The 25,296-nt window shown below is 71.1% G+C and carries 24 protein-coding genes and 1 pseudogene; 8 read left to right on the top strand and 17 right to left on the bottom strand.

Annotated elements, in window-relative coordinates:
• Window positions 1–284 precede the first annotated feature (284 nt).
• Complete coding sequence (locus AB5J56_RS35455; protein ID WP_369238909.1) at window positions 285–653, bottom strand: GntR family transcriptional regulator; 369 nt, start codon at window positions 651–653, stop codon at window positions 285–287.
• A 117-nt stretch (window positions 654–770) separates the two neighbouring features.
• Here AB5J56_RS35455 and AB5J56_RS35450 point away from each other — a divergent pair, with 117 nt between their 5' ends.
• The gene (locus AB5J56_RS35450; protein ID WP_369238907.1) at window positions 771–1,700 is read left to right on the top strand and encodes an N-acetyltransferase family protein; all 930 of its coding nucleotides are present in this window, start codon (window positions 771–773) and stop codon (window positions 1,698–1,700) included.
• A complete protein-coding gene (locus AB5J56_RS35445) occupies window positions 1,681–2,181 on the top strand; it encodes a DUF402 domain-containing protein (protein ID WP_369238905.1) in 501 nt (166 codons plus the stop codon). The genes AB5J56_RS35450 and AB5J56_RS35445 overlap by 20 nt, the downstream gene beginning before the upstream one ends.
• On the opposite strand, the gene AB5J56_RS35440 is transcribed toward AB5J56_RS35445, so the two are convergent.
• A complete protein-coding gene (locus AB5J56_RS35440) occupies window positions 2,178–2,825 on the bottom strand; it encodes a class I SAM-dependent methyltransferase (RefSeq protein WP_369242992.1) in 648 nt (215 codons plus the stop codon). The genes AB5J56_RS35445 and AB5J56_RS35440 overlap by 4 nt on opposite strands.
• Before the next feature lie 206 nt (window positions 2,826–3,031).
• On the opposite strand from AB5J56_RS35440, the gene AB5J56_RS35435 reads away from it, so the two are divergent.
• A complete protein-coding gene (locus AB5J56_RS35435) occupies window positions 3,032–3,166 on the top strand; it encodes a hypothetical protein (protein ID WP_369238903.1) in 135 nt (44 codons plus the stop codon).
• Window positions 3,167–3,203: 37 nt separating this feature from the next.
• Here the strand turns inward: AB5J56_RS35435 and AB5J56_RS35430 are convergent, their stop codons facing one another.
• A complete protein-coding gene (locus AB5J56_RS35430) occupies window positions 3,204–3,653 on the bottom strand; it encodes a GNAT family N-acetyltransferase (protein WP_369238901.1) in 450 nt (149 codons plus the stop codon).
• A 168-nt stretch (window positions 3,654–3,821) separates the two neighbouring features.
• Between AB5J56_RS35430 and AB5J56_RS35425 the strand changes: the two genes are divergently transcribed.
• Complete coding sequence (locus AB5J56_RS35425; protein ID WP_369238899.1) at window positions 3,822–4,841, top strand: lytic polysaccharide monooxygenase; 1,020 nt, start codon at window positions 3,822–3,824, stop codon at window positions 4,839–4,841.
• Between the two features lie 63 nt (window positions 4,842–4,904).
• Here the strand turns inward: AB5J56_RS35425 and AB5J56_RS35420 are convergent, their stop codons facing one another.
• On the bottom strand, window positions 4,905–5,759 hold the full coding sequence (locus tag AB5J56_RS35420) for an esterase/lipase family protein (RefSeq protein WP_369238897.1): 855 nt from the start codon (window positions 5,757–5,759) through the stop codon (window positions 4,905–4,907).
• A 213-nt stretch (window positions 5,760–5,972) separates the two neighbouring features.
• Window positions 5,973–6,419, bottom strand: coding sequence for a MarR family winged helix-turn-helix transcriptional regulator (locus AB5J56_RS35415; protein ID WP_369238895.1), 447 nt, complete (start codon window positions 6,417–6,419; stop codon window positions 5,973–5,975).
• A 93-nt stretch (window positions 6,420–6,512) separates the two neighbouring features.
• On the opposite strand from AB5J56_RS35415, the gene AB5J56_RS35410 reads away from it, so the two are divergent.
• Window positions 6,513–6,887, top strand: a complete 375-nt coding sequence (locus AB5J56_RS35410; protein WP_369238893.1) for a cupin domain-containing protein — start codon at window positions 6,513–6,515, stop codon at window positions 6,885–6,887.
• A gap of 18 nt (window positions 6,888–6,905) precedes the next feature.
• Here the strand turns inward: AB5J56_RS35410 and AB5J56_RS35405 are convergent, their stop codons facing one another.
• A complete protein-coding gene (locus AB5J56_RS35405; protein ID WP_369238891.1) occupies window positions 6,906–7,916 on the bottom strand; it encodes a hypothetical protein in 1,011 nt (336 codons plus the stop codon).
• Window positions 7,913–11,386, bottom strand: coding sequence for a DNA polymerase III subunit alpha (locus AB5J56_RS35400; protein ID WP_369238889.1), 3,474 nt, complete (start codon window positions 11,384–11,386; stop codon window positions 7,913–7,915). Before AB5J56_RS35400 ends, AB5J56_RS35405 begins: the two co-directional genes overlap by 4 nt.
• A 165-nt stretch (window positions 11,387–11,551) precedes the next feature.
• On the opposite strand from AB5J56_RS35400, the gene AB5J56_RS35395 reads away from it, so the two are divergent.
• The 3 genes and pseudogenes from AB5J56_RS35395 (at window position 11,552) to AB5J56_RS35385 (ending at window position 13,791) form a co-directional block, all read left to right on the top strand.
• On the top strand, window positions 11,552–12,589 hold the full coding sequence (locus AB5J56_RS35395) for a DUF3533 domain-containing protein (RefSeq protein WP_369238887.1): 1,038 nt from the start codon (window positions 11,552–11,554) through the stop codon (window positions 12,587–12,589).
• 78 nt (window positions 12,590–12,667) lie between these two features.
• A pseudogene (locus AB5J56_RS35390) lies at window positions 12,668–12,781 on the top strand (AAA family ATPase); the annotation flags it as partial.
• A gap of 59 nt (window positions 12,782–12,840) precedes the next feature.
• Complete coding sequence (locus tag AB5J56_RS35385) at window positions 12,841–13,791, top strand: AAA family ATPase (RefSeq protein ID WP_369238885.1); 951 nt, start codon at window positions 12,841–12,843, stop codon at window positions 13,789–13,791.
• Between the two features lie 128 nt (window positions 13,792–13,919).
• Here AB5J56_RS35385 and AB5J56_RS35380 read toward each other — a convergent pair whose 3' ends face one another.
• The 10 genes from AB5J56_RS35380 to AB5J56_RS35335 all read right to left on the bottom strand — a co-directional run bounded on the left by AB5J56_RS35380 (window position 13,920) and on the right by AB5J56_RS35335 (window position 25,056).
• A complete protein-coding gene (locus AB5J56_RS35380; RefSeq protein WP_369238883.1) occupies window positions 13,920–15,002 on the bottom strand; it encodes a S1 family peptidase in 1,083 nt (360 codons plus the stop codon).
• Window positions 15,003–15,281: 279 nt separating this feature from the next.
• Complete coding sequence (locus AB5J56_RS35375; protein WP_369238881.1) at window positions 15,282–16,193, bottom strand: slipin family protein; 912 nt, start codon at window positions 16,191–16,193, stop codon at window positions 15,282–15,284.
• Window positions 16,194–16,298: 105 nt separating this feature from the next.
• On the bottom strand, window positions 16,299–16,970 hold the full coding sequence (locus AB5J56_RS35370; protein WP_369238879.1) for a hypothetical protein: 672 nt from the start codon (window positions 16,968–16,970) through the stop codon (window positions 16,299–16,301).
• An 87-nt stretch (window positions 16,971–17,057) separates the two neighbouring features.
• On the bottom strand, window positions 17,058–17,954 hold the full coding sequence (locus AB5J56_RS35365) for a S1 family peptidase (RefSeq protein ID WP_369238877.1): 897 nt from the start codon (window positions 17,952–17,954) through the stop codon (window positions 17,058–17,060).
• Between the two features lie 414 nt (window positions 17,955–18,368).
• Window positions 18,369–19,157, bottom strand: coding sequence for a DUF1684 domain-containing protein (locus AB5J56_RS35360; RefSeq protein ID WP_369238875.1), 789 nt, complete (start codon window positions 19,155–19,157; stop codon window positions 18,369–18,371).
• A gap of 4 nt (window positions 19,158–19,161) precedes the next feature.
• On the bottom strand, window positions 19,162–20,520 hold the full coding sequence (locus AB5J56_RS35355) for an NtaA/DmoA family FMN-dependent monooxygenase (protein ID WP_369238873.1): 1,359 nt from the start codon (window positions 20,518–20,520) through the stop codon (window positions 19,162–19,164).
• Window positions 20,517–21,596: an LLM class flavin-dependent oxidoreductase gene (locus tag AB5J56_RS35350; RefSeq protein WP_369238871.1), complete on the bottom strand. Its 1,080-nt coding sequence runs from the start codon at window positions 21,594–21,596 to the stop codon at window positions 20,517–20,519. The genes AB5J56_RS35355 and AB5J56_RS35350 overlap by 4 nt, the downstream gene beginning before the upstream one ends.
• Before the next feature lie 30 nt (window positions 21,597–21,626).
• The gene (locus AB5J56_RS35345; protein ID WP_369238869.1) at window positions 21,627–22,412 is read right to left on the bottom strand and encodes an amino acid ABC transporter ATP-binding protein; all 786 of its coding nucleotides are present in this window, start codon (window positions 22,410–22,412) and stop codon (window positions 21,627–21,629) included.
• Window positions 22,412–24,214 carry an FAD/NAD(P)-binding protein gene (locus AB5J56_RS35340; protein WP_369238867.1) on the bottom strand — a complete coding sequence of 601 codons (1,803 nt, stop codon included), beginning with the start codon at window positions 24,212–24,214 and terminating at the stop codon, window positions 22,412–22,414. Before AB5J56_RS35340 ends, AB5J56_RS35345 begins: the two co-directional genes overlap by 1 nt.
• Window positions 24,211–25,056, bottom strand: coding sequence for an amino acid ABC transporter permease (locus AB5J56_RS35335; protein ID WP_369238865.1), 846 nt, complete (start codon window positions 25,054–25,056; stop codon window positions 24,211–24,213). Before AB5J56_RS35335 ends, AB5J56_RS35340 begins: the two co-directional genes overlap by 4 nt.
• Window positions 25,057–25,296 lie beyond the last annotated feature (240 nt).

Below are 25,296 nucleotides of genomic sequence, written 5' to 3'. Positions count from 1 at the left end.
GCGGTGGCGGTGCCTTCCCGCCGCGGTGGCGATGCCTTCGCGGCCACGACGTCAAGGCCTTCTTCCTGCCGGACGGCGAAGGCCTCTTTCCGCCGCGACGGCGATCAACCACCGCGACGGCATGCGGCGGTGCCGAACCCTGCGCAACCCGGGTCCGTCCCTCCCGTAGCCGCTCCGGCCCACCGTCCCGCAGACGGCAACCCACAGTCCCAAGCCCAGGCCTAGCCGAGCCGAGTCGTGCCGAACCGGGCCGAGCCGAGTCAGGCCGGGCCAAGCCCGGGCTCCTAGGCCCCGTAAGCCGCCCGCAGGGCATCCCGTACGGCGGCGAGCGCGTCGGCCTCGCTGAGCCCGAGGCGCCGCACGCGCTCGGCGTAGCCCTGCGCGGCGTTGGCCGCCTCGCGCTCCGCGGCCGACCCCGCGGCGGCCACGAACGTTCCGTTGCGCCCCCGCGTCTCGATCACCCCGTCCGCCTCCAGCGCCCGGTACGCCTTGGCGACCGTGTTCGCGGCGAGGCCCAGCTCCTCGGCCAGCCCCCGCACCGTGGGCAGCTTGTAGCCGACGGGCAGCGCGCCGGACCGGGCCTGCTCGGAAATCTGGGCGCGCACCTGCTCGTAGGGTGCGGCCCCCTCTTCGATGTCGATCTTCAGCGTCACGGAGCGATTGTCCCGTACCCCCGGGGAAATGACCCGCCGCGGCGTCCCTCGGAAAGGCCGCGGCCCCCGTGAAAATAGGAGGCGCCCGCACGCGCGGCGCGCGTAGCGTGCGAATTCATGACTGTGATCATTCGCGACTTCCGCCCCGACGACCGGCAGGACGCCGAGGGCTTCGCCCATGTCCGGCACCTGGCTCTCCCCTTCATGCTGCACACACCGGAGTCCGTCCCCTACGACGTCCTCCACGCGCACCCCGACGCCCACTATCAGCCGCTGGTCGCCGAGGCCGACGGCGAGATCATCGGCACGGCGCAGGTGGGCCTCGCTCACGACAGCCCGGATCCGGGCCAGGGTTACGTCAACGTGTACGTGCACCCGGAGCGGACCCGCCGCGGCGCCGGCGCGCTCCTCGTCGCCACGGCCGAGCGACGGCTGGCCGCGCTCGGCGCGACCAGGCTCTTCGCCTGGGTCCTGGACTCGCCCGAAAACCGTGCCTTCGCCGAGAAGCACGGCTACCGTCCGAGCCGGTCCGCGCACTTCCTCCGTCTGGACCTGGCGAACGGCACCCTGCCGACCCTCCAGGAACTCCCGGCGGACGTGGAGCTGCGCAAGGGCTCGGACTTCGCGGACGACCCGCGCCCGCTGTTCCTCGTGGACGCGGAGACCATGGCCGACGAACCCAGCGACATCTCCCACGAGTTCACGGACTATGAGGCCTGGCTCGAGGAGACCTGGCACCACCCCCTGTTCAGCGCGGAGCTGACCTCGGTCGCGGTCGTCGACGGCCGGCCCGCCGCGTTCAGCATGGCCCGGACCGACGGCTCCACCCGCTACGGCACGGTGATGACAGGCACCTCACGCGCCCATCGCGGCCGCGGTCTCGCCAAGCTCGCCAAGAACGACTCCCTGCACCGCGCCCGCGCCGCCGGCTTCACCGAGGCCTTCACCGGCAACGACGACGGCAACGGGCCGATGCTGGCGATCAACAAATGGTTCGGCTACGAGATCTGCGCGACGGAGGTCCGCCATGTCCGTGAACTCACCTGAGACAGCTGCCACTTTGGACGTCGTCCTGGTCAAGGCGGGCCGTACGAAGATCCGTTATCCCGCCGAGCTGCTCGCCGACGACGGCACCCGGATCACCGTGCGCGCCCCGTGGGCGGGCGACGGGGTCCGCGACTTCGGCTTCGTGCGGTTCGAGCCCGGCGATGTCTTCACCGAGTACTACTGGCGCGACCGCTGGTACGCGGTGAAGGAGGTCCGCGATGCCGAGGGCGTACTGAAGGGCTGGTACTGCGACATTACCCGCCCGGCCACCGTCACCGGTGGCGAGCTGGTCGTCGAGGACCTCGACCTGGACCTGTGGCGCTCCGCCGACGGCACCGCCGTACTCCGGCTGGACGAGGACGAGTTCGAGGCGAGCGGCCTGTCCGCCACGGACCCGCAGGCCGCGGCCGCCGCACAGAACGCCCTCGACACCCTCGAACGCCTCGCCCACGAGGGCGACTTCGAGGCGCTGGTGTCCTAAGGCCCGTGCGTGCCGGCCATTTCGGCCATGCCGGCGACCACCGCGTACCGCTCGTCCGCCACCTCCCGTCCCCACAGTCGCGCGTCGTCCGACAGCGGCTCCAGGTGCACGTCCGCGGCAAGAGGTGCGAGGAGAGCGGTGAGGCGGTCGGCGGGTATGCCGACCGGGCTGACCGTGCCCCAGACGCCCTCGACCAGGACGAGCCGTCCGCCGGGGCGCAGAAGTCCGCACCAGTGCCGCAGCACGCGCCCGGGGTCGGGCAGCGCCCACAGCACATGGCGTACGAGTACGACGTCGAAGCGCTGTTCGCCGACGGGCGGTGCCACAGCGTCACCGATGAGGAACACCGCGTCACGCCCGGCGAGCTTGGCGCGGGCGAGATCGATCATGCGGGGCGCGAGGTCGACCCCGGTGACCTGGTGGCCCCGCTCGGACGCGAGGAGTGACAGGCTGCCGGTGCCGCAGCCGAGATCGAGCACGTCGGAGGGGGCTTTGGGCAGCCACTCCCGCAGCCGGGCAGCCCAGGCCGCGCGCACCTCGGGATCGCGCAGCCCGTGGTCCGGCTCGTCGTCGAAGGCGGCGGACTCCGCGTCCCAGTCGATGTCCGTCCCCACACCGGCACCGCTGCTCACGCCACCGCTCATGCCGCTGCTGATGTCGCCGTTGATCTCGTCGTCACTGGTCATGGCCCCAGAGTGACACCCGCCACTGACAATCGAATCGTGACGGCCGCCACTGACAATCGAATCGTGACGGCCGCCACTGACAGACCGCGACCGATGAGGAACCCTCGCCGAAAGCGTCTACCTCCGTGCAACCGCGGAACTCGGGTAGGCACAAGGAGGCAGCCATGCGCCGTGTGACCGTGCAGAAGCCCCTGAAGAAGTCGGACTCCCGGCGTGTGCGGGAGGAGGCCGACGAGCGTCCGGCCGAGCGACCGGAGGTCCGAAAGGACATCCATCGCACCTGGTGGCCGGGCGGGTGAGTCGCGGCCGTGCGCCCCGCCGCGAGACCCGGAACCGTCAGGCCAGCCGCTTGCGGTAGTGGAAGCGGTCGTATGGGCCCTCCACGCGACGCTCCACGACCTCGTATCCGTACTTCGGGTAGATCTTCTGGTTCTCCCACATCATCGCGTTGGTGTAGAGCCTGACCTCGGGCAGACCGAGTTCACGCGCGCGTGCGTCCACGAACTCCAGCAGCCGCCGCCCCACGCCCTTGCCATGGGCGTCGGGGTGCACGGCGATGCTGTCGAGGAACAGATGGTCCTCGTACGCCTCGACCACCACGAGACCGATCACGGGCTCCCCCGTGACGAACACCCGCCCTGCGGCCACGTTCGCCGCATGGTCCGCCTCCATGGGCACGGGCACCACACCGATGCGCGCGATGTAGGGCTCATACGCGGCATCGGTCACCGACTTCACGGCGGCCACGTCTGCGTCCACGGCCGGCCGGATCTTCTCGTCTGTCATGCGCCGAACGGTACCTACCTGATCGCAGCCTGAGCACTCCCTTAACGGCGTCATAAGGATCTCCATCCCCCGCCTCCAGCAGGCGATTTCACGGTTTCTTGGGGCTAGCTTGCTGATCACCCCCCACGGGTTCACCCCACGTATCGAGGCCGTTCCTAGGAGTTCCCCATGCCCGCACGCCGCCAGGTCGCCATGGTCGCCGCCGTCGGCATCGCCCCGCTCGCCCTGACCGCGCTCGCCGCCGCGCCCGCGGCGGCGCACGGCTCGATGGGCGACCCCGTCAGCCGGGTCTCCCAGTGTTATGCGGAGGGCCCGGAGAGCCCCAGGTCGGATGCCTGCAAGGCGGCCGTCGCGGCGGGCGGCACCCAGGCGCTCTACGACTGGAACGGCATCCGGATCGGGGACGCGAACGGGCGGCACCAGGAGCTGATCCCTGACGGGAAACTGTGCAGCGCCAACAGCGACGAGTTCAAAGGGCTCGACCTGCCGCGCGCCGACTGGCCGGCGACCGGCGTGACCACGGGCTCGTACACCTTCAAGTACCGGGTGACCGCCCCGCACAAGGGCACCTTCAAGGTCTACATCACCAAGGCCGGTTACGACCCGACGCAGCCGCTCGCCTGGGACGACCTGGACCTGGACCACCCTGTCTCGACGGTCACCGATCCGGCCGCGTCGGGCGGCTTCTACACCTTCTCCGGCACGCTCCCCGAGCGTTCGGGCAAGCAGCTCCTGTACGCGGTCTGGCAGCGCTCGGACAGCCCGGAGGCGTTCTACTCCTGCTCCGACGTCAGCTTCGGCGGAAGCAGCGAAGGGGGTGCCGACGGCGGTACGGCCGGCGGCTCCGCCCCGACTCCGGCCCCGACCGCTTCCGCACCCTCCGACGCGCAGATCGAGGACGGTGCCGACAAGTCGACCGTCGAGCACCACGGGCACGGCGACTCCGACGCCAGTACGTCGGCGGAGCCCAGCCGGGAACCGAGCGCGGCCGCCGGTTCCGGGGACGGTGACGGTACCGCGGCCAACCGGCCCGAGGCCGCGGGCGCCTCGGCGAACCTCGCCGAGACCGGCGGCGACGGCAGCACGCCGTACGTCGCGATCGGCGGAGCGGCCGCCCTGGCGATCGGCGCCGCGGCGCTGTTCGCCTCGGTCCGGCGCCGCGCGACGAGCGGCCGCCACGGCCGATAGGCGGCAGGAACGGGGGAGGCTGTCCGGCGGCTCAGGCCGGACAGCCTCCCCCGGTCAGGTGGGCTAGGACAGGCAGTTCGTCGTGCTGGCGTGCGCCGGATCGAGCGCGTTCGCCACCTCGTGGTACGCGACGCGGTCGAGGAGCCCGATCGTCACGTGCTCGGAGAGGTCGATCGCGCACAGGTCCTGGAGCAGGACGTTGTGAACGTCGGATCCGCTGAGGAACTGCGAGCGGTACGGCGTGACCACCTCGTCGTACTTGGTGGCGATGACCGTGTAGTGGACGCCCGCGACGGTGTCCCCGCCGGCGTTGAGCTTGGTCAGGAACGCGGAGCCGGCGACCTGGTCGGCGAGCCCCGGGGCACCCGAGGAGAGCGCGTCGGCGGCGCCGGGGAAGTAGGGCAGCAGGTTGGCCAGCCCGGAGAGGGTGGTGCCGTGGTTGTCGGGGGCGATACCGACGAGGGCGTTCACCTTGGCGGCTCCGCCGAGGAACTTCAGGTAGTAGCGCGGCATCATCCCGCCCTGCGAGTGACCGACGAGGTCGGCCTTCGTGGCGCCGGTCGCGGCGAGCACCCGGTCGACGAAGACCTGGAGCTGCCCGGCGGACTTGTCGATGGGGCCGAGGCCGTTGAAGATCGGGACACCGGGCAGCTGGCCGTAGTCGAGGGAGAAGACGCAGTAGCCGCGGTTCTCCAGGTACGGCGCGAGGGCCAGCCAGTTGTCCACGGAGTTCCCGAGGGTGCCGTGGACGAGGACGACGGGGCGGGGATGGGCGGCGGACGGCTTGCACGAGTAGTCGTTCCAGCCGGTGCTGGGGGCGGAGTCGGCCCGGGCGGTGGCGGCTGCGGGGACGGCGGTGACCGCGGCGGCCAGCAGTACGGCGGCCAGCGGTCTGAGAGCTCTCTTCCAGGGCAGCATCGTGTGATCTCCTTGCGGCTCAAGGGAGTTGCGACGGCGTACGCCCTGTGATCCGGATCACGAGGATGCTGTTCACCCGTCAAGTTACGGACGAGTAGTGCAAGTGTGAAGTTACGCGTCAGTAAAAAACTTGCAGTGTTAGTTGGCGCGTCAGTTGAGGCCGTTCGAGAACACTGACAATGTCCGATAACGCTGACTATTACTGATGAACCGTCACCAGGCGGGCCTGATGGGACCATAGGGCGCGATGCGCAGCAACTGATCACGCAACACGCGCACTTCACCCTCACCGAGCAGCTCGACCCACGGACGGACCGCCTCTGCCGCCGCCTCGTCCGCGGCCCGCGTGCAGGCCCAGCCCAGCTCGGTGAGGACCAGCAGCCGGGCGCGTGCGTCATCGGGGTGCGGCCGCCGCTCGACATACCCCTTGCGCACCAGCTCGTCGACGAGCTGACTCGCGGCCTGCTTGGTGACCCCGAGGTGCGCGGCGACGTCGGTGACGGTCCCCCCGGCGGGGGCGAGCCGGGCGAACGCGAAGCCGTGTGCGGGCCGCACCCCCTCGAATCCACGGGCGACGACACCCTCGTGGATGCGCTGAGTCAGCTCGCCGGCGGCGGCGAGCAGGGCGACTGACAGGGTGACGGCCTCGGAGTTCTGCACGGAAGCATTGAAACACCCTTGACAGAGTGGTCAAGCGGCTTGACTATTAATCCATATAGTCAAGCTGCTTGACCACTTCACAGGGGAGAGACCTTGCCCATCGTCCGTTCATCCGAAGCCGTCACCCACGAGATCCACGGCGCCCGTTTCGTCTCGTACGCCACCCCTCTCAGCGGCAGCAAGGAGCTGTGCGCCTGGCGCGGCGAGATCCCGGCCGGAACGAAGGCCCCCCTGCACACCGTCAACCGTGAGGAGATCTTCCACCTGCTCGGCGGCGAGCTGCTGATCACGCTCGACGGCCGCACCGAGCGCATCACCGCGGGCGACACGGTGATCATCAACCCCGGTGCGACGCTCGGCGTCGAGAACCCGACCGAGGAGACCGCGATCTCCTGGGTCACCACGTCCATCGGCCTGGAGGCGGAGTTGGCCGACGGCACCCGGATCACTCCGCCGTGGGCCAACTGATCCGGAGCCGCCGGCGGATCACGCGGCCAGCGTCCCCGGCACGATCACATGCGGGCCGAACTTCGCCCGCGCCCGGTCCGCGACCTCCTCGATTCTGCGGACCTTCTCGTCCACCGGGTCGAAGGTGAGCTGGTGGGAGGCCTGTTCGGCGGAGCCCAGCCCCTCGGCACGCAGGGCGATCGAGCGGACCCGGGCGCGTTGCAGGCCGAGCGCCTCGTACATGCGGTACGCCGTGGCGGTGAGCGCCGAGGAGTGGGCGGTCGGTTCCTTGAGGGTGCGGCTGCGGGTGGTTGCGATGGGGGTCCCCCCGCTCGAGCGAAGTCGAGAGTGGGGGAGGTCGGCGTAGCGCACGGTGAGGGTCAGGGTGCGGCAGACCTTCTCCAGGGCGCGCAGCCGGGTGCCCAGTTCCTCGGTGGCACAGAGCAGGGCGCGGCGGTGCAGGACCGGGTCCAACTCGTCGCGGGTGAAGGGGCGTTCGGTGGTCAGGGAGTGCGAGGTGGCGTTCGGCACGACGCGGCCGCGGTCGATGCCGGACGCCTTCTCGTGCAGTTCGCGGCCGGTACGCGCACTGGTGAGGCGTTGCAGTGTGGACAGAGGGGCGGCGGCGACCTTGCCGAGGGTGTCGAGGCCGTACTCGCACAGGGTGCGGGCGGTGGCGCCGCCGACGCCGGGCAGCGCGGCGACGGGCCGCTCGGCGAGGAACTCCGCGACGGCGTCCGGCTCTTCGGGCACCATGCGGGTCGTGCCGGGGGCGGACTCCCGCAGGGCCATCCGCGCGAGCATCGGTCCCGGTCCGGCGCCGATCACGCAGTCGACGCCGTACCGCGCGAGCGCCCGCACCCGGATCAGCGAGGCGAACTCCACGGTCCCCCGCCCGAAGTACCGCTCGGCGCCCCGCAGGTCCACCAGCGCGCCGTCGGGCGGCAGCGCCTCGACGACGGGGGTGAACTCCTCAAGGAGACCGAGGAGTTGAGGCAAGGCCGCCTCGTGCATCGGAGGCAGTTGGAAACGTACGCAGAGGATGGTCATCCCGCACTCCCCGGACTCTGGTGCCACAACTTCTTTCCTCCCGAGGGCCCTTCGCCCGCAGGACGCAGATCGGCCCAGGGGTGCATCACATACCCCGTGGACATACGGATCTGCCTGCTCTCCTTCGCCTCGCCCTGTTCCGGCTCCGGCACCGGCTCCGCCAGCCGCGCCGCCACCAGGTCGATGCCGCCCTCGGCGCGCAGTTCGACGAGTTCTGCGAGGTTCCAGGCGGCCGCGCCCACCACACTGAGGCTGCGCGGGCCGCGCCGCTGGACGACACCGCGCACCAGCAGCAGCCAGGAGTGGAAGACGGTGTGGGCGCAGGCGTCGTGCGAGTCGTCGAAGAAGGCCAGGTCGACCAGGCCGGTGCCGTCGTCCAGCGTGCTGAAGATGACCCGCTTGCCGGAGCGGATCGGCGGGGTCTGGGTGGCCGCCTTGGCACCCGCGACAAGGACCGTCTCGCCATGCCGCGCCTCGCGCAGCCGGCGGGCCGTCACCACGCCCAACTCGTCCAGGAACTCCCGGTGGTCGTCCATCAGGTTGCGCGAGGCGTCCATGGAGAGCACGCCCAGCTCGGCGCTGAGTTTCTCCGCCGAGGAGAGGTCGGGCAGCCCGGCCGAGGCGGTCTTCCGACCGCCGGACAGCGGGAGTTGGCCCCCGCGAGCGCCGCGCGCGCCCCGGTGCAGTTCGGTCAAGTGCAGTTGCAGATCACGGCGGTTGGCGCCGAACGCGTCCAGCGCGCCGACCTGCGCGAGCCGCTGCGCCAGCGGCCGGCTCGGCCGGGCCCGTTCCCAGAAGTCGAGCAGCGAGGCGTACGGCTGTCCGTCCGCGATCCGTACGGCCTCGGCCTCGCTGATGCCGTGCACGTCACAGAGCGCCAGCCGGACACCCCAGCGGCCTGGAGACGGGGCCGATTCAGACACCAGTTCGATACGGTGGGCGACCGCCGACCGGTTCACGTCCAACGGCAGCACCGGCACCCCGCGCCGCCGCGCGTCCGCCAGCAGCAGCCGCTTCGGGTACATCCCGGGGTCGTGCGTGAGCAACCCGGCGTAGAACGCGGCCGGGTGATGGGCCTTCAGCCACGCCGACTGGTACGTCGGTACGGCGAAGGCGACCGCGTGCGCCTTGCAGAAGCCGTACGACCCGAAGGCCTCGACGATCTCCCAGGTGCGCGCGATGATCTCCGCGTCGTATCCCTTCGCGGCCGCGTGCTGCGCGAACCAGAAGCGGATCCGCCCCTGCGACTCGGGGTCGGAGAGCCCGCGCCGCACCCGGTCCGCCTCGGCGCGCCCGCAGCCGGTCATGATGTCGACGATGTCGATGATCTGCTCGTGAAAGACGACGACTCCGTACGTCTCCCTCAGCGGCCCCTCCAGGTCCCGGTGCGGATAGCGGATCGGCGCCCGGCCGTGCCGTGCCGCGATGAACGGCCGCACCATGTCGGCGGCGACCGGACCGGGCCGGAAGAGCGAGATGTCGACGACGAGGTCGTGGAAGGTGGCGGGCTGCAACCGCCCGACCAGGTCCCGCTGGCCCGGCGACTCGATCTGGAAACAGCCCAACGTCTCGGTGGACCTGATGAGTTCGTACGTCGCCGGGTCGCCCGGCTCCACCGCGTCCAGGTCCAGGGAGGTCCCCGTCGCCCGCTTCACCTCGGCCACCGCATGCGCCATCGCGGACTGCATCCGCACGCCCAGCACATCGAGCTTGAGCAGTCCGAGGTCCTCGACGTCCTCCTTGTCGAACTGCGACATGGGGAACCCCTCGCCGCTGGTCGGCATGACCGGCGTACGGGCGAGGAGCGAGGCGTCGGAGAGCAGGACCCCGCACGGGTGCATGGCGACGCCGCGCGGAAGGGCGTCGAGGGATTCGACCAGCTCCCACAGCTTGCCGTACCGCTCCTTCTCCCCTGCCAGTTCCCGGAGTTCGGGCAGTTCCTCCATCGCCGCGCGGGCGTCGCGGGCGCGGATGTGCGGGAAGGACTTGGCGATGCGGTCGATGTCGGCCGGGTCCATGGAGAGGGCGGCGCCCACGTCGCGGATCGCGTGGCGGACGCGGTACGTCTCGGGCATCGCCACGGTCGCCACCCGTTCGGTGCCGAACCGGCCGATGATCGCGCGGTAGACCTCCAGGCGGCGCGCGGACTCCACGTCGATGTCGATGTCGGGCAGCACGGAGCGGCGCTCGGACAGGAAGCGCTCCATCAGCAGCCCGTGCTCGACGGGGTCGGCGTGCGCGATGCCGAGGAGGTGGTTGACGAGGGAGCCCGCACCGGAACCGCGGGCGGCTACCCGGATACCCATCTCCCGTACGTCGTCCACGACCTGAGCGACCGTCAGAAAGTAGGAGGCGAAGTCGTGGTGGGCGATGACGTCCAGCTCGCGGTGCATCCGCTCCCAGTACGCGCGCCGGCCGGTGTAGCCGCGCAGCACCATGCCCGCCACGGCCCGGGAGGCCAGGGCGCGCTGGGCGGTGCGGCGGCCGGCTCCGACGAGGTGCGGCTCGGGGAAGTGGACGGTGCCGATGCCGAGGTCGTCCTCGGGGTCGACGAGGCACTCGGCGGCGGTGGCCTCGGTCTGCTCCAGCAGGCGGTACGCGGTGTCCCGGCGGAACCCCGCGGCCTCCACGATCCGTTCGGCGGCGCCCAGCATGGCGCCCGCGTCCTTGAGCCAGGCCTCGCCGGAGTCCAGCTCGCGGCGGGGGTCGACGGGGACGAGGCGGCGGGCGGCGTCCAGGACGTCGGCGACCGGACCCATGCCGGAGTCGGCGTACCGGACGGCGTTGCCGAGCACGGGGCGAACGCGCTGCTCGGCGGCGAAGCCGACGGTGCGGGCGGCGAGCCGCAGGGAACCGGGGCCGGTGCCGGTGCGGCCGTGCCAGACGGCTTCGAGGCGCAGGGCGTCGCCGTAGATCTCCCGCCAGGGCGTAAGCAGCTTCGCGGCCCGGTCGGGGCGGCCCGCGGCGAGGGCGCGGCCGACGTCGGAGGAGGGGCCGAGCAGCACGGTCAGGCCGTCGGCGTGGTTCTCGGACCCGGGCAGCAACGGTGGGCCCTCGTCCGCATGGGATGCCGTAACGATTCTGCAGAGGTCGGCCCAGCCGGCCGCGCCGTCCCGGGCAAGGAAGGTGACACGAGGTGTCGACTCATCGATGAAGGCACCGCCACGGACGGGAGCGCGCCGCCGGACACTGCGGTCGGACTCCCCCACCGAAGCCACCGAAGCCGCCGAGCCCACTGAACCCGCCGGCTCCACCGACCCCACCGCGAGCTCCACCCCGAACAGCGGACGGATGCCCGCCTTCGCGCAGGCCTTGGCGAACCGGACCGCCCCCGCGAGGGTGTCCCGGTCGGTGAGCGCGAGGGCGTCCATGCCCCGCTCGGAGGCGCGCTCGGCAAGGCGCTCCGGATGCGAGGCGCCGTACCGCAGGGAGAACCCGGAGGCGGTGTGCAGATGCGTGAAACCCGGCACACGCACCTCCAGTCCCAGGGGCTCACAGGTGAGCCCTGCGCAGCCTTCGAACATTCGTTCCCAACATTCCCACCCCCACCATAGACCAATTTTCGAACTCCTGTACGACATCCGTTCGGACCCCTCCCACCTGCGCAAACACCGGGTGGACCAGACCGTGGGGTCATGACGCAGACAGCCGACGCCGACGCCCCGCGCACGCCCTTCCTCGCCGAGGTGAAGGGGGCGGTCACCCCGCGGGCCACCCTGCTCGTCATCGGTGTGGTCGCCCTGCAACTGCTCTTCATCGCCTCCTACGTAGGCGCGCTGCACAACCCGAAGCTCAAGGACGTCCCCTTCGGAGTCGTCGCACCCCAGGTGGCGGCCACACAGGCCGTGTCCCGGCTGGAGCAGATCCCGGGCGACCCGCTGGACCCGCGGGCGGTCGCCGACGTGGCCACGGCGCGGAAGCAGATCATGAACCGTGACATCGACGGCGCCCTGGTGATCGACCCGAGGGGCACCACCGACACGCTTCTGGTCGCCTCCGGCGGCGGCACCGTCCTCGCCAAGGCCCTCGACACCCTCGTGACCACGCTGGAGAAGGCCGAACGGCGCACGGTGCGGACCATCGACGTGGCCCCGGCCTCCTCCGAGGACTTCGACGGACTCTCGTCCTTCTATCTGGTCGTGGGCTGGTGCGTGGGCGGCTACCTCTCCGCCTCGGTCCTGGCGATCAGCAGCGGGGCGCGGCCGGCCAACCTGCGCCGCGCGGTGATCCGGCTCGCCGTGATGGCGCTCATCGCGATCGTCGGCGGAATCGGCGGCGCGGTCATCGTCGGGCCGATCCTCGGCGCCCTGCCCGGCAGCGTCTGCGCCCTCTGGGGCCTGGGCGCCCTGATCACGTTCGCGGTCGGCGCGGCCACGCTCGGCCTCCAGGGCGTCTTCGGGATCGTCGGCATCGGTCTGGCCATCCTGCTGATCGTCATCGCGGGCAACCCGAGCGCGGGCGGCGCCTTCCCGCTGCCGATGCTGCCGCCGTTCTGGCGGGCGATCGGGCCGGCGCTGCCGCCGGGCGCCGGCACCTGGGTGGCCCGCTCGATCGCGTACTTCAAGGGCAACGACGTCACCGCCTCCCTGCTGGTCCTCTCGGCATGGGCGGTCGCCGGAACAGCCGTCACGCTGGCGGCGGCCTCGCTGCGCAGGAAGCGCGAGACCGCCTGAGGCCGGGCCGCGGTCGGACCCGCCCGTCTGCGAGCTGAGACCGGGGCCATTGTCAGACCCACCTGCGAGCCTGGACGCATGATCAGCACCCTCGCCGTCGAGAACTACCGCTCCCTGCGCCGCCTGATCGTCCCGCTGGACCGACTGAACGTGGTCACGGGGGCGAACGGCACGGGCAAGTCGAGCCTCTACCGCGCCCTGCGGCTGCTCGCCGAGTCCGCGCGCGGCGGCGCGATCTCGGCCTCCACCCGGTGCAGGGCACCGTCCGCTCGGAGCCGGTCAGCCTGCGACTGGGCTTCGCGGGCGACGAGTTCGGGTACGCGGTCGACTTCGGGCATCCGAGTCCGACCCTGGGCGCGGACGGCGCGCCGTCCATGTTCGGCCTCGACCCGGAGATCAAGCGGGAGTGCATCTGGAGCGGCCCCGTGCTGCGCCCGGCCGCGGTGCTCTCCGACCGCGCGGGCGCGGCCGTGAAGGTGCGCGGCGCGGGCGGCGGCTGGTCGAGGGCGCACGGCACCCTGCGGCCGTACGACAGCATGCTCGGCGAGCTGGCGGACCCGCAGCACGCGCCCGACGTGCTGGCGGTGCGGGAGTTCGTCAGATCCTGGCGGTTCTACGACCATGTCCGCACCGACGCGCACGCGCCGGCCCGCTCTGCCCGGATCGGCACCCGTACGCCGGTGCTCAGCGGTGACGGCTCGGACCTGGCGGCCGCGCTCCAGACGATCCGCGAGGTGGGCGACGCCCGGGCGCTGGACGCCGCGGTGGACGCCGCGTTCCCGGGCAGCCGGGTCGAGGTGGTGGACCACGGCGGACGCTTCGAGCTGGCCCTGCGCCAGCACGGGCTGCTGCGTCCGCTCGGCGCGGCGGAGCTGTCCGACGGCACGCTGCGCTATCTGCTGTGGGCGGCCGCGCTGCTGACCCCCCGGCCGCCCGCGCTGCTCGTGCTGAACGAGCCGGAGACCAGCCTCCACCCGGACCTGATCCCCCCGCTCGCCGATCTGATCCTCACCGCGACGAAGGACACCCAGATCCTCGTCGTCACCCACGCCCGGCCACTCGCCGAGGCGCTGAAGAAGGGCGCGATACGCCACCGCATCGACGCCAACTCCATAGAGCTGGTCAAGGAGTTCGGGCAGACGGAGGTGGCGGGCCGCGAGGGCCCGCTCGACGAACCGCTGTGGTACTGGCCCAAGCGCTGAGCACCGCCCCGCGGCAGCGAAAAGTCCCGCCCCCCGAGGCCTGCGCGGGGGGCGGGACCAGAGCACCACTGCCGTGAGGCCTCCTGAGGATCCTCAGGAAATGGCGCTCTGCCGGATCGGTGAGCCCGTCAGCCGATCTGGGCGCCGAAGGCCGAAAGCGCCTCGGTGACCGGCTGGAAGAAGGTCTCGCCGCCCACGGTGCAGTCGCCGCTGCCACCGGAGGTGAGGCCGATCGCCTTGTCCCCCGAGAAGAGCGACCCGCCGCTGTCACCGGGCTCGGCGCAGACGTCGGTCTGGATCAGGCCGTTGACCACGTCGCCGTTGCCGTAGTTGACGGTGGCGTCCAGGCCCTTGACCGTGCCGTCGTGCACCTTGGTCGTCGAGCCGCTGCGGGTGACCTTCATGCCGACGGTGGCCTCGGCCGCGCCCGTGATCTTCTGCGCGGAGCCGTTGTAGAGGTCGACCTCGCTCGGGTGGTCGACGCTCGCGGTGTACTTGACCAGGCCGAAGTCGTTGTCCGGGAAGCTGGACTGCTCGTTCGTGCCGATCTGGTTGCCGCTGGAGTCCGACCAGGTGGAGATCGCCTCGGTGCAGTGCCCGGCGGTGATGAAGTACGGCTGACCGCCCTTGACCACGTTGAAGCCGAGCGAGCAGCGCCCGCCCGAGCCGGAGATCGCGTCACCACCGGCGATGAAGGGCTTGAACTCCCCCTTCGTGCGCTGGAGTTCGGCCTTGGAGCCGAGTCCGCCGACGACCTTGGTGAGCTTGGCCCACTCGGCCTCGGAGACCGTGCGGTCCGCGGTCACGACGACCTTGTTGTTCGCCGGGTCGGTCGCCCAGGAAGTGCCGGGGATGGTCGCGTCCTGCTTGAGCGTCGTACGGGCGCCCTTCAGCTCGGCCAGGGAGTTCTCCACGACTCTGGCCTTGGCGCCGGCCGCCTCGACGGCCTTCGCCGCGTCCTCGTCGAGCACGTTGACGACGAGGTGCTGTGCCTTCGCGTCGTAATACGTTCCCGCCGCGTCGGTGCCGAGGTCCTTGCCGAGGGTCGAGGCGAGCTTTCCGGCCGCCGCGATCGAGAGGGTCTGCGGCGCCGAACTCTTGGGCGCCTCACTGGCGTTCGCAGTCTGGAAGGTGACTCCCGCGGCGACCAGTGCGGCGATGCCCGCACCTACCGCGACGGCACGCCGCTTGGGTATGCGTCGGTGCTTCAAGTTACGTCCTCCTGTGGGGGGTCGGCCAAGGAGGTTGTGGGGACCTCCAGGACCGGAAGGCGTACGGGCATGGAGGCGGCGCACAACAAAAAGCCGTGTCCATGCCCATGGTTCGGCGCCCACTATTCCGAGGCACACAGGGAGCGCACAAGGTCGACTTCAGGACGCGCGTAGAACAACGGGCGTGCGCTCCCTGCGCCGTGACTCTTGGGTGGTCACCCCCTGTGGGTTCCCGCTGCAAACGTCAGGGGGCGCGTTCAGCCGTACCGCCCACGAGGTCTAGTCCTGTCCGGATTTCGATGCCTCGGAGTCCGGATCCAAGCGCGAGGCACGCGGCGGCAGTTGCTCCTGCACCGATTGCTGAGCCTCCTGCACCGCTCGCAGCGGCTCCGGCGCCGGCTGCTGAGGTGCGGGCGGCGTCTGCGGTGCGGGCTGCTGGGCACGCTCCAGGAAGCGCAGGAGTTCCACCGGGAACGGCAGGACGAGCGTGGAGTTCTTCTCGGCCGCGACCGCCACCACGGTCTGCAGCAGCCGGAGTTGGAGTGCGGCGGGCTGCTCCGCCATCACACCGGCAGCCTCCGCGAGCTTCTTGGAGGCCTGCAGCTCGGCGTCGGCGTTGATGACCCGGGCCCGGCGCTCGCGGTCGGCCTCGGCCTGCCGGGCCATCGACCGCTTCATCGTCTCCGGCAGCGACACGTCCTTGATCTCGACGCGGTCGATCTGCACACCCCAGCCGATCGCCGGACTGTCGATCATCAACTCCAGGCCCTGGTTGAGCTTCTCGCGATTGGAGAGCAGATCGTCGAGGTCGCTCTTGCCGATGATCGAGCGCAGCGAGGTCTGCGCCATCTGCGAGACCGCGAAGCGGTAGTCCTCGACCTGGATGACCGCGTCGGCGGCGTCGATCACCTTGAAGTAGATGACGGCGTCCACCCGGACCGTGACGTTGTCCCGGGTGATGCCGTCCTGCGCGGGCACCGGCATCGTCACGATCTGCATGTTGACCTTCTGCAGCCGGTCGACGAAGGGCACGACCATGGTGAACCCGGGCCCGCGCACCTCCGAGCGCAGCCGTCCCAGCCGCAGCACCACACCACGTTCGTACTGTCTGACGACGCGGGCCCCCGCCATCACATAGACCAGCCCCACGGACGCGAGGGAAACTCCCGCGACCACCAGCTCCTCGACCATGACGACCCCCCGGGGTCCAAAGTCGGCGCACCAGGCATGTACTTCGACGGTAACTCCCGGCACACACAAAGGGGAGGGATCGGTCGGCACACCCGTGGGGAGGGCTCAGTCCGTGAACCCCGCACGTTCCACTCTGGCACTCCGCAGAAGATCCATGGCCCGCTCATGACTGTCGCCCACGGCGTCGGTGACCCGCACCCTCATGAGCAACACGTCTATCTCGTCGATGAACCGCTGCGCGAACACCCCTGCCGTCACGGTGCTGTGCCCGGTGCTGCCCGCCAGCGGAAATCCCCGGCTGAACGTCCCCATCCGGTAGTCCTTGCCGAAGACGAACCCTGCCGCCGTCAACTCGGCGATCAGCCCGGCGTAATCGGCCCACGGGCCGGGTTCCCCGCCGCGCGGCACGCACTGGTAGTCCACCCGCTCCACCACCGCGTGGTGCTGGCCGCCGTTGAGAATGCCCACCTGCCAGGCGCGTTCGTCGGGCTCCAGCTCGCCACGCACCCAGGTGGAGCGCCAGCCGAGCGCGGGCCGCACCGTGCGCGCGTACTGCGCCCGGCCCAGCACACCGGCGACGGCGACCGCCAGCAGGCTGCCCAGCGCGTTCATGTCCATGAGCCGCAGCCGCCAGGGCCACTGCCGGGAAAGCTCCCCGGTCACGTTCGCGCGCACGGTCTCCCAGAGCAGGACCAGGATCAGCAGGACGAGGAGCACGATCGGCGCGGTGTAGAGCAAGGGATTGCGGCGGACCCGGCGTTGGGCGTCATCGTGCATTCCTCGTCCCCCTGAGGTATGGCGGCGCGACGAGCCCCCGCACGCCGTCGCGTACGGGGGCTCGCCTGCTGCTGGCTGGTCGAAGTGTCAGCCGACGCTCACGCCGTAGTAGCTCAGAGCCTCGGTGACGGGTTGGAAGAAGGTGGTTCCGCCGGAGGAGCAGTTACCGCTGCCGCCGGAGGTCAGACCGTAGGCGACGGTGCCCGCGTACAGCGGACCGCCGCTGTCGCCGCCCTCGGCGCAGACCGTGGTCTGGATCATCTGGTAGACGACGTCGCCGCCGCCGTAGTTGACCGTGGCGTTCAGCGCGGTGACCCGGCCGCTGTGCGTGCCGGTGGTGGAGCCGCGACGGTAGACCGTCGTGCCCACGCTCGGCGTGGCGGCGCTGCTGATGGTCTGGCTGCCGACCGCGCTCGGGTGGGCGGTCGAGCCGGTGTAGCGCACCAGTGCGAAGTCGTTGGTCGGGAAGCTGTAGCTGACGTTCGTGCCCAGGGTCGTGGTGTGACCCGAGTTGGAGTACCAGGTGGAGGCGACCTCACCGCAGTGCCCGGCGGTCAGGAAGTAGTAGGTGCTCCCGCTGTGCACGTTGAAGCCGAGCGAACAGCGGTACTGGCCGCCGTAGATGGCGTCGCCGCCGGTGATCAGCTTCTTGAACTTGCCGGGGGTGTGCTTGATCGTGAGGGCGCCGGCGTTGTCGCCCGCATCCTGCCTGATCTTCGCGATCTCGGCCTTGGAGACCGTGCTGTCGACAGTGACGACCACACGGTTCGTCTTGGCGTCGACCGCCCAGGCGGTGCCCGCGATGTCGGACTTGAGTACCGAGGCCTTGGCGCTGCTCAGCTCGGTGGTGCTGAACGTGTGGGCGTCGGACGCGCTCGCGGTGGGGACGGCGAACGCTGCGGCGGCCGCGAATCCGGTGGCCACGGCGATCAGCCGGGTCCGTCTCGCTATACCGCTGCGGGGGGTGGTGCGCTTGATCCTCACTTTTCGTTCCTCCAACTGGGGAAGTCGGGGGCCCGCGTGGGGTCGGGGCCCGTGAGGCGCAGCCAGGGGCCCACCTGTCCGGATTCCGGACAAGCCGTGCTCCTGACAAGCGCTGTGGGGGAGTATTCGGCCGCACGGCCGACGGGCGCAAGGGCGCCTTTCGGCCGTGCAGCGTTCAACTTGCGTACGCTTTGCGTGGGTTGATCTTGTGGTGGCGACGCTTTGTGCCCTGCGAGCGACTACCCCCCGAGGACTGGTAGATGCTCACTGGTCCTCCTCGTGGGAAGCGGAAGGCCCTGCGGGGTGGGGCCCGTGAGAGGCCCTCCGAGAATGGCGTGTTCCTGACATGTACTGTGCGCACGAAAACGCGAGCCGACGGTCGTCTCCGTCGGCGCGCGCACCGGGCCGGGCTTCTCAGATCAGGTTCCGCTCCCCTGCCGCGACCGCCGCGTCCAGGTTGTTCCCGGGCGGCGGGAACGGGCAGATGAAGTGGTCGGCGAAAGCGCAGGGCGGCAGCTGCGCCCGGTTGAAGTCGACCGTCGTACGCCCATCTGCGTCAGGCGCCGCCGGATACAGGAACCGGAAGCGGTAACTGCTGTCCCCGCTCGTGGCGTCGGCGAACACGGCCCACAGCGTGCCGTCGCCCTGCACGGACACCTGGAGCGTGCGGTCCTGCCCGTCCAGGGTGAAGGCGAGTTCGCCGCCGAGGCCGAGGCCGCGCTCGCGCCCGTCCGCGTTCTCCACGCGTACGGTGCGGTCCTCGGCGTACGGCGTGAAGCGGCCCGGCACCGACCAGCGCGGCTCGTACGGGGTCGCCTCGATGCCCCGGAAGGCCACCCGCGCGGGCGCGTCGGGGTCGAAGTCGCGGATGCCCCAGACCCCCTCGCGGACGAGAACGACGAGGCGGCGCCCGCCGTGCGCGACGCGGGAGGCGGCCACGGGCCCGGCGTCGGCCCCGAGTCGGAGCTCGCCGCTGAAGGGCTTCCCGTCGACCGTGAGGCCGTCGGCCTCCTCGGCGGTGAGGCGCACCGCGTCACCGTCATCGGCGGCGGTCCATCGCCCGGGGACGTCCGGAAGTTGACCCTCCGGATAGTCCTCCAGCCAGTGCGTGCCGGTCAGCGAGAGCGGTCCGTGGGGCGCCGACACCGTCCCGGTGCGATGCTCGTGCCACTGCTTCCAGTCGTCGGATGCGTCCGTCGTCATGTGATCAACCTTTCCATACGGGGTGCGGCAGCCCGAGGTGTGAGCGCAGCTTGGTCCCGGTGTATTCCGTGCGGTAGACGCCCCGTTCCTGGAGCAACGGCACCACCCGGTCCACGAACTCGCCGAGCCCGTCGGGGGCCGGATGCGGTACGAGGACGAAGCCGTCGGCGGCGCCGGTGCGCACGAACTCGTCGAGTTCGACGGCGACCGCCTCCGGGGTGCCGATGAAGGACTGCCGGCCGCTCGCCTCGATGACGGTCCCCCGGATGGACAGTCCCTTCGCGCGTGAGAGGGCCCGCCATTCCTCGGCGAGGGCGGTGGGGTCGGCGAGACCGATGGGGCCGATAGGGCTGGTTGGACCAGTGAGGTCGGTGAGATCGGGGGGGCCTTCCCGCTCCGGGCCCGTCACCGGATCGATGTCGGGGAGCGGGCCGTCGGGGTCGTACGACGACAGGTCGGTGCCCCAGATCCGTTCCAGCGCGTGGAGCGCGAGCTGCGGCGAGATCTGCTGCCGGCGCATCTCGAAGGCCCGCTCCTGCGCCTCGGCGGCGGTGTCGCCGAGTACGAACGTGGCCCCGGGCAGGATCCTCAGGTCCTCGGGGGCCCTCCCGTACCGCGCGAGCCTGCCCTTGACGTCGGCATAGAACTCCCGGCCCGCCTCCGGCGTCCGGTGCCGGGCGAGGACGACGTCGGCGGCCGACGCGGCGAACTCACGGTCCGCCGGCGAGTCCCCGGCCTGGATGACGACGGGGTGCCCCTGCGGCGGGCGCGGGACGCCGAACTCGCCCGCGATGTCGAAGTGCCGGCCCCGGTGCGCGAAGGGACGGGCCACACCGTCCGGGGTCCAGGAGTCCCACAACTCCCTTGCTGTCTCCACTGATTCAGCGGCGCGCTCATGACGTCCGACCCTGTCGAGCACACCGAGGGAGTCACCCCGCCGGAAGTTCCCGCCGGTGCACACGTCCTGGGAGGTCGCCACGTTCCAGGCCGCCCGACCCCCGCTGAGATGGTCCAACGTGGCGAGTCTGCACGCGAGTTCGTACGGCTCGTTGAACGTCGCGTCGGCGGTGGCGGCGAGGCCGATCCGCTCGGTGACCGCGGCCAGGGCGGCCAGCACGGTGACCGGCTCGGGGCGCCCGGCCACGTCCAAGTCGTGGATGCGGCCCCGGTGTTCACGAAGCCGCAGCTCGTCGGCGAGGAGGAGGAAGTCGAACAGCCCGCGTTCGGCGGTGCGCGCGAGGCGCTCGAAGGGGGCGAACTCGATCTGGGAACGCACCCGGGAGCCCGCCCAGTCGGCGCCGCTGCCCTCACCCGCGTACGGCAGCGCGGCGAGGTGCAGCTGTTTCCGGGGCCGTACGGTCATGACGTTCCCCCTGTCACGGCGTACCGGTTGGCGGGTCGGGCCAGGCCCAGGTGCTCGCGGAGTGTGCTGCCCGGGTAGAAGGTGCGGAACAGGCCCCGGTGCTGCAGCAGCGCCACCGTGCCGTTGACCAGCCGCTCCAGGTCACGGAGCGGCTCGATGGGGGTGAGGTGGAAGCCGTCGACGGCGCCGGCCTGGTGCCAGGCGGCGATCAGTTCGGCGAGGTCGACGGGGCCGCCCCGGTACAGCGGCCCCTGCGCGGTCTGCCGGGGTCCGCCGCCGCCGTGGCCCGGCTCGGCCGCGTGCTCGCCGCCGCCGAGGTCGACGGCGAGCGAGCCGAGAACGCGCAGAGTGTCGGGGTCGCGCCCGAACTCCTGGGCCGTGGACCGCAGTTCGGCTCGTACGGCGGCGGCCTGGGCGGGGCCCGCGACCCGGACGAGCGCCACGTCGGCGTGCCGGGCGGCGACCTGCCGCGCACTCCCCTCCGTGGCATCGACGACCCGTACCGGATGGCCCTGCGGGGGCCGCGGCACGGTCGAGGGGCCCTTCACGGAGAAGTCGGCGCCCTCGAAGTCGACGGGGTGCAGCATGTCCCGGTCGACGAAGCGGCCGCTCGGCACGTCGCGGATCTCGGCGCCGTCCTCCCAGCTGTCCCACAAGCGGGCGGCGGCGTCGGCGACTTCACCGGCCTCCTGCCACAGCGCGTCGGCGGCCGCGGCATGGCGGCGGCCGAAGAGCCGGGCCTCGCCCTCGGTCGTCGACACGTCGATGCGCCAGCCGGCGCGGCCACGACTGACCCAGTCGAGGGTCGCGACGGCCGCCTGCACCTGGAAGGGCTCGGTGTGCGTGGTGGTGACGGTCGGCACCAGGCCGATCCGCCGGGTGGCGGGCGCGACCCGGGACAGCACGGCGAGAGCGTCCGGCCCGGGGCGCGCGAAAGTGTCGCCGAGCGTCACGAAGTCGAGGCCACCGCGCTCCGCGAGCCGTGCCGCCTCCTCGTACGGAGCGGCGTCGTACACCTCCTGCTGGTCGAGGGCTGCGGCCAGGTGCAGCAGCCCCCGGCCGTGCGATGCGGTCATGTGACGAACTCCTGGTCGGGGAAAGGGGGTTCACAGAACCTTCGAGAGGAAGGTGCGGGTGCGGTCGTGCCGCGGTCGGTCGAGTACGTCGCCGGGGGCGCCCTGTTCGACGATGCGGCCGTCGTCCATGAAGACGACGGTGTCGGCGACCTCGCGGGCGAAGCCGATCTCGTGCGTGACGACGATCATCGTGGTGCCCTGGTGGGCCAAGTCCTTGATGACGTCGAGGACTTCACCGACCAGCTCGGGGTCGAGCGCCGAGGTCGGTTCGTCGAAGAGCAGCAGCTTCGGCTCCAGGGCGAGCGCACGGGCGATGGCGACACGCTGTTGCTGGCCGCCGGAGAGCTGCCCCGGGTAGGCGTCGGCCTTGTCGGCGAGCCCGACCCGGTCGAGCAGACGGCGCGCGCTCTCCACGGCGTCCTTGCGGGGGCGCCGCAGCGCGGAGACCGGGGCCTCGATGATGTTGTCCACCACCGTGAGGTGCGGGAAGAGGTTGAAGTTCTGGAAGACGAAGCCGATTTGGGTGCGCTGCCTGAGGATCTCCCGCTCGCCCAGCTCATACAGCCTGTCGCCAGAGCGCCGGTAGCCGACGTACGAGCCGTCGACGCTGATCGAGCCCTCGTCGGCCTTCTCCAGGTGGTTGATGGTGCGCAGCAGCGTCGACTTGCCGGAGCCGGAGGGGCCGAGGATCACGGTGACCTCGCCGGTGCGGACTTCGAGGTCGATGCCCTTGAGCACCTCCAGCGAACCGAAGCTCTTGCGCACGGACTTGATGTCGACCATGGCGGACGTGGCGGGGGTGACAGGTGTGCTCATCACGCTACTCCTCGGGCGTAGTGAAGGTCGCGCAGGAACACCAGCGCGGCGCGGGCCGTCGCGTCGTTCTGCCGGAAGGCCGGGCCGCCGGTGCGAGGCCGGGTGAACGCGCCGGAGCCCCGGGCGTCGGTGTGCGGGCCGAGCGCGAAGCGCCGGGGGTGCGGGGTGCCGGATCGGTCCAGAACGCGGCCGTCGACGGGGTCGACGGCGAGCAGTCCCTCGGGGGTGGCCGCCGCACCGTCCTCCCACAGCTCGCGCAGCAGCACGTCCCGGGTCCGGGCGACCGTGGGGTGCGGCAGCCGCGCCTCGACGAGGGCGCGAGCCTCGGTCACCGCGCCGGGCAGGGTGGCGCTGCCCGCCCGGAAGACGCCGTCCTCGGCGGTGACGGTCATGTCGGCGCCGAGGAACTTCAGGATGCCCGCCCGTGAGAGAGCGAGCATCTGGCGCAGCCGCGGCCCGGGCGGCCCCGACGCGAGATAGCTGAAGAAGCCGTGCCACCAGGAGCCGATGTCTCCGAGCCGGACAAGCTGGCCGTAGACGGAGAGCAGCCCGATGAAGACCGCCAAGTCCGGGCTCTTCGAAGGATCGTGACGTCTGTTCAGATCGTCCTCGATGTAGGTGCGCAGGCCGGTCTGGAGTTTCTCCCGCGAGGTGTGGCGCACCCCGTCCAGCGGGTGGTCGAGCGCGGCGAGGTCGAGCCGGTCGGCCGGGTCGGGCACGGCGGACGCCACCAGGGCCTGCAGGTCGGCGCCGTCGCCCGCCGCGTACTTCTCCTCGAAGTCCGCCCAGGGAAGAGCCGTTCGCTCGGGGTGGGCGGTGAACAGCCGGTGGTAGTGCGCGAAGCCCAGTTCCTTCTCGACCAGCGGCCACACGTCACGGCGGAAGTCGAAGCCTCCCCCACTCTCGGCTTCGCTCGACCGGGGGGACCCCCATCTGCGCGCGAGCAGTTCGTCGACCTCGCCGGGCCCGAAGAAGCGTGGCAGCGGCGGGCGTTCGCCCTCCCAGTCGTAGCCGATCTTGGAGTGGTAGGGGACGCCGCGCCGGGAGCCGACGTACAGGACGGGCTCGCGTCCGGAGGGGACGTACTCCTCGCCGTCGTAGCGTCCGCCGCGTCCCTCCGTCAGCAGCACCATCAGGTCGACGAAGGCGAGCCCGAAGCCACGGACGAGCACCGGTTCGCCGGGGGCGAGTGCGGAGAGGTCACTGTCGGCGGTGAAGTCCGGCGGCAGGTGGAGCAGCCCGTGTTCACGGGCGTACGCGGCCAACTCGCGCTGTTCCTCGTCGAGTTCGGCGTCGAGGTGGCCGAGCGCGAGAACGACGAGGTCGGCGAGGAGCGGACGGGGGCGGCCCTCCAGCCAGACCTGCTGGCGGCCCTCGCGGGACCCGCCGACGCGCAGGGCGCGGGTCGGGTGGTGGTGGACGGTGATGCCCGGGGGCAGGGCGGCCACGGTCTTCTCGTACACCCAGCGCATATAGGCGCCCTGTCGCTGCCGGTCGGCGAAGGTACGCCCGTCCAGGCCCGCCCACTCGTGCAGGGTGGGGCCTTCGAGGACCGGCCCGGCCATGGCGACCGTCTCGTCGGTGAACATCGTGACGTCCTGGGCCTGCGAGTTCATCCACAGCAGCGGCGACTGCTCCTCGCGCCAGATGCGTCCGCCGCCCGGCGGATGGGGGTCCACCAGATGCACGTCGAGGCCCGAATCGGCGTACAGCTCAGGCGCGTTGGCGGCGATCCGCTCCAGAAGACCGGTCCCCCGCGGCCCGGCACCCACGATCACCAGGGAAGGGCGTCCGCCGCTCATCGCGTCCGCTCCGAACCGCGCGCGTAGTGCTTCTCGACGTAGTACTGGCCGACGCCGAGCACCGAGGTGACGACGATGTACCAGAGGGTGGCCACCATCAGCAGGGGGATGACCTGGTAGGTGCGGTGGTAGACGAGCTGCACGGAGTAGAGCAGGTCCTGCACGGCGATGACGCTGACGATGGAGGTGCCCTTGAGGGTGCCGATCAGCATGTTCCCGGCCGGCGGCACGATGGAGCGCATCGCCTGCGGCAGCACGATCCGGCGCCAGCGGCGCCACCGGCTGAGGCCCAGTGCCTGCGCGGCCTCGATCTGACCGCGGTCGACGGAGAGGATGCCGCCGCGCACGACTTCGGCGGCGTACGCGGCCTCGTGCAGCGTCAGGCCGACGATGGCGACGGTGACCGGGCCGAGCAGGTTCACCGTCCGCACTCCGAGGATGTGCGGGTACAGCGCCCCGATGTTGAACCAGAACAGCAACTGCACCAGGATCGGCATCGACCGGAACAGCCAGACGTAGCCCCAACTCACCGTCCGCAGAACCGGGTTGGACGAGAGCCGGGCCGCGGCGAGCACGGTGCCCAGCGCGAAGCCGAGGGCCATCACGACCGCGGTCAGCCACAGGGTGAGCCACAGGCCGCGCAGCACCGAGGCCGAGGTGAAGTACTCGCCGACGACGTCCCACTGGAACGCCTCGTTGCGGACCACGGAGTTGACGGCGAGTCCGAGCAGTACGAGGACGGCGGCGGCGGTGGCCCACAGACCGGGGCGGCGTCGCGGAACGATGCGCAAGGGCGCCGCTTCGTGCGGTGCGGCCACCTTGACGAGGGTGTCGGAGGACATGCGAAGGCTCCGTGATGCGTCGAGTCGAACACGGTGATGCCTTCACACGCGGCGCCTGCGAGGGCGCCGTACGGCCGAGCCCCTCAGCAGGGCCGTCCGTCGAGAGTACGGGGCCGTTTCCCCTCGCTGTCAAGGCTGTCCAGACTGTGAGCCGTACGTCTCACGTCAGTTGACGCGGAAACGGATGCCTGTTCCACTTGGGCTCATGCATCCGCAGCAGTGGCTGGTCACGCGCTCCCA

This window comes from Streptomyces sp. R21 (assembly GCF_041051975.1).
Taxonomy (GTDB): Bacteria; Actinomycetota; Actinomycetes; order Streptomycetales; family Streptomycetaceae; genus Streptomyces.
The sequence above is the reverse complement of the archived record's forward strand: the minus strand, read 5'-3'. Positions and strand labels throughout refer to the sequence as shown.

Bases quoted from the DNA above. Each gene is read 5' to 3' on its own strand.
- AB5J56_RS35340 (WP_369238867.1), bottom strand. From the start codon at position 24,214: ATGAGCGGCGGACGCCCTTCCCTGGTGATCGTGGGTGCCGGGCCGCGG.
- AB5J56_RS35445 (WP_369238905.1), top strand. From the start codon at position 1,681: ATGTCCGTGAACTCACCTGAGACAGCTGCCACTTTGGACGTCGTCCTG.
- AB5J56_RS35425 (WP_369238899.1), top strand. From the start codon at position 3,822: ATGCCCGCACGCCGCCAGGTCGCCATGGTCGCCGCCGTCGGCATCGCC.
- AB5J56_RS35370 (WP_369238879.1), bottom strand. From the start codon at position 16,970: ATGCACGATGACGCCCAACGCCGGGTCCGCCGCAATCCCTTGCTCTAC.
- AB5J56_RS35350 (WP_369238871.1), bottom strand. From the start codon at position 21,596: ATGACCGCATCGCACGGCCGGGGGCTGCTGCACCTGGCCGCAGCCCTC.
- AB5J56_RS35450 (WP_369238907.1), top strand. From the start codon at position 771: ATGACTGTGATCATTCGCGACTTCCGCCCCGACGACCGGCAGGACGCC.
- AB5J56_RS35430 (WP_369238901.1), bottom strand. From the start codon at position 3,653: ATGACAGACGAGAAGATCCGGCCGGCCGTGGACGCAGACGTGGCCGCC.
- AB5J56_RS35355 (WP_369238873.1), bottom strand. From the start codon at position 20,520: ATGACCGTACGGCCCCGGAAACAGCTGCACCTCGCCGCGCTGCCGTAC.
- AB5J56_RS35395 (WP_369238887.1), top strand. From the start codon at position 11,552: ATGACGCAGACAGCCGACGCCGACGCCCCGCGCACGCCCTTCCTCGCC.
- AB5J56_RS35360 (WP_369238875.1), bottom strand. From the start codon at position 19,157: ATGACGACGGACGCATCCGACGACTGGAAGCAGTGGCACGAGCATCGC.
- AB5J56_RS35405 (WP_369238891.1), bottom strand. From the start codon at position 7,916: ATGACCATCCTCTGCGTACGTTTCCAACTGCCTCCGATGCACGAGGCG.
- AB5J56_RS35435 (WP_369238903.1), top strand. From the start codon at position 3,032: ATGCGCCGTGTGACCGTGCAGAAGCCCCTGAAGAAGTCGGACTCCCGG.
- AB5J56_RS35440 (WP_369242992.1), bottom strand. From the start codon at position 2,825: ATGAGCGGTGGCGTGAGCAGCGGTGCCGGTGTGGGGACGGACATCGAC.
- AB5J56_RS35420 (WP_369238897.1), bottom strand. From the start codon at position 5,759: ATGCTGCCCTGGAAGAGAGCTCTCAGACCGCTGGCCGCCGTACTGCTG.
- AB5J56_RS35375 (WP_369238881.1), bottom strand. From the start codon at position 16,193: ATGGTCGAGGAGCTGGTGGTCGCGGGAGTTTCCCTCGCGTCCGTGGGG.
- AB5J56_RS35335 (WP_369238865.1), bottom strand. From the start codon at position 25,056: ATGTCCTCCGACACCCTCGTCAAGGTGGCCGCACCGCACGAAGCGGCG.
- AB5J56_RS35345 (WP_369238869.1), bottom strand. From the start codon at position 22,412: ATGAGCACACCTGTCACCCCCGCCACGTCCGCCATGGTCGACATCAAG.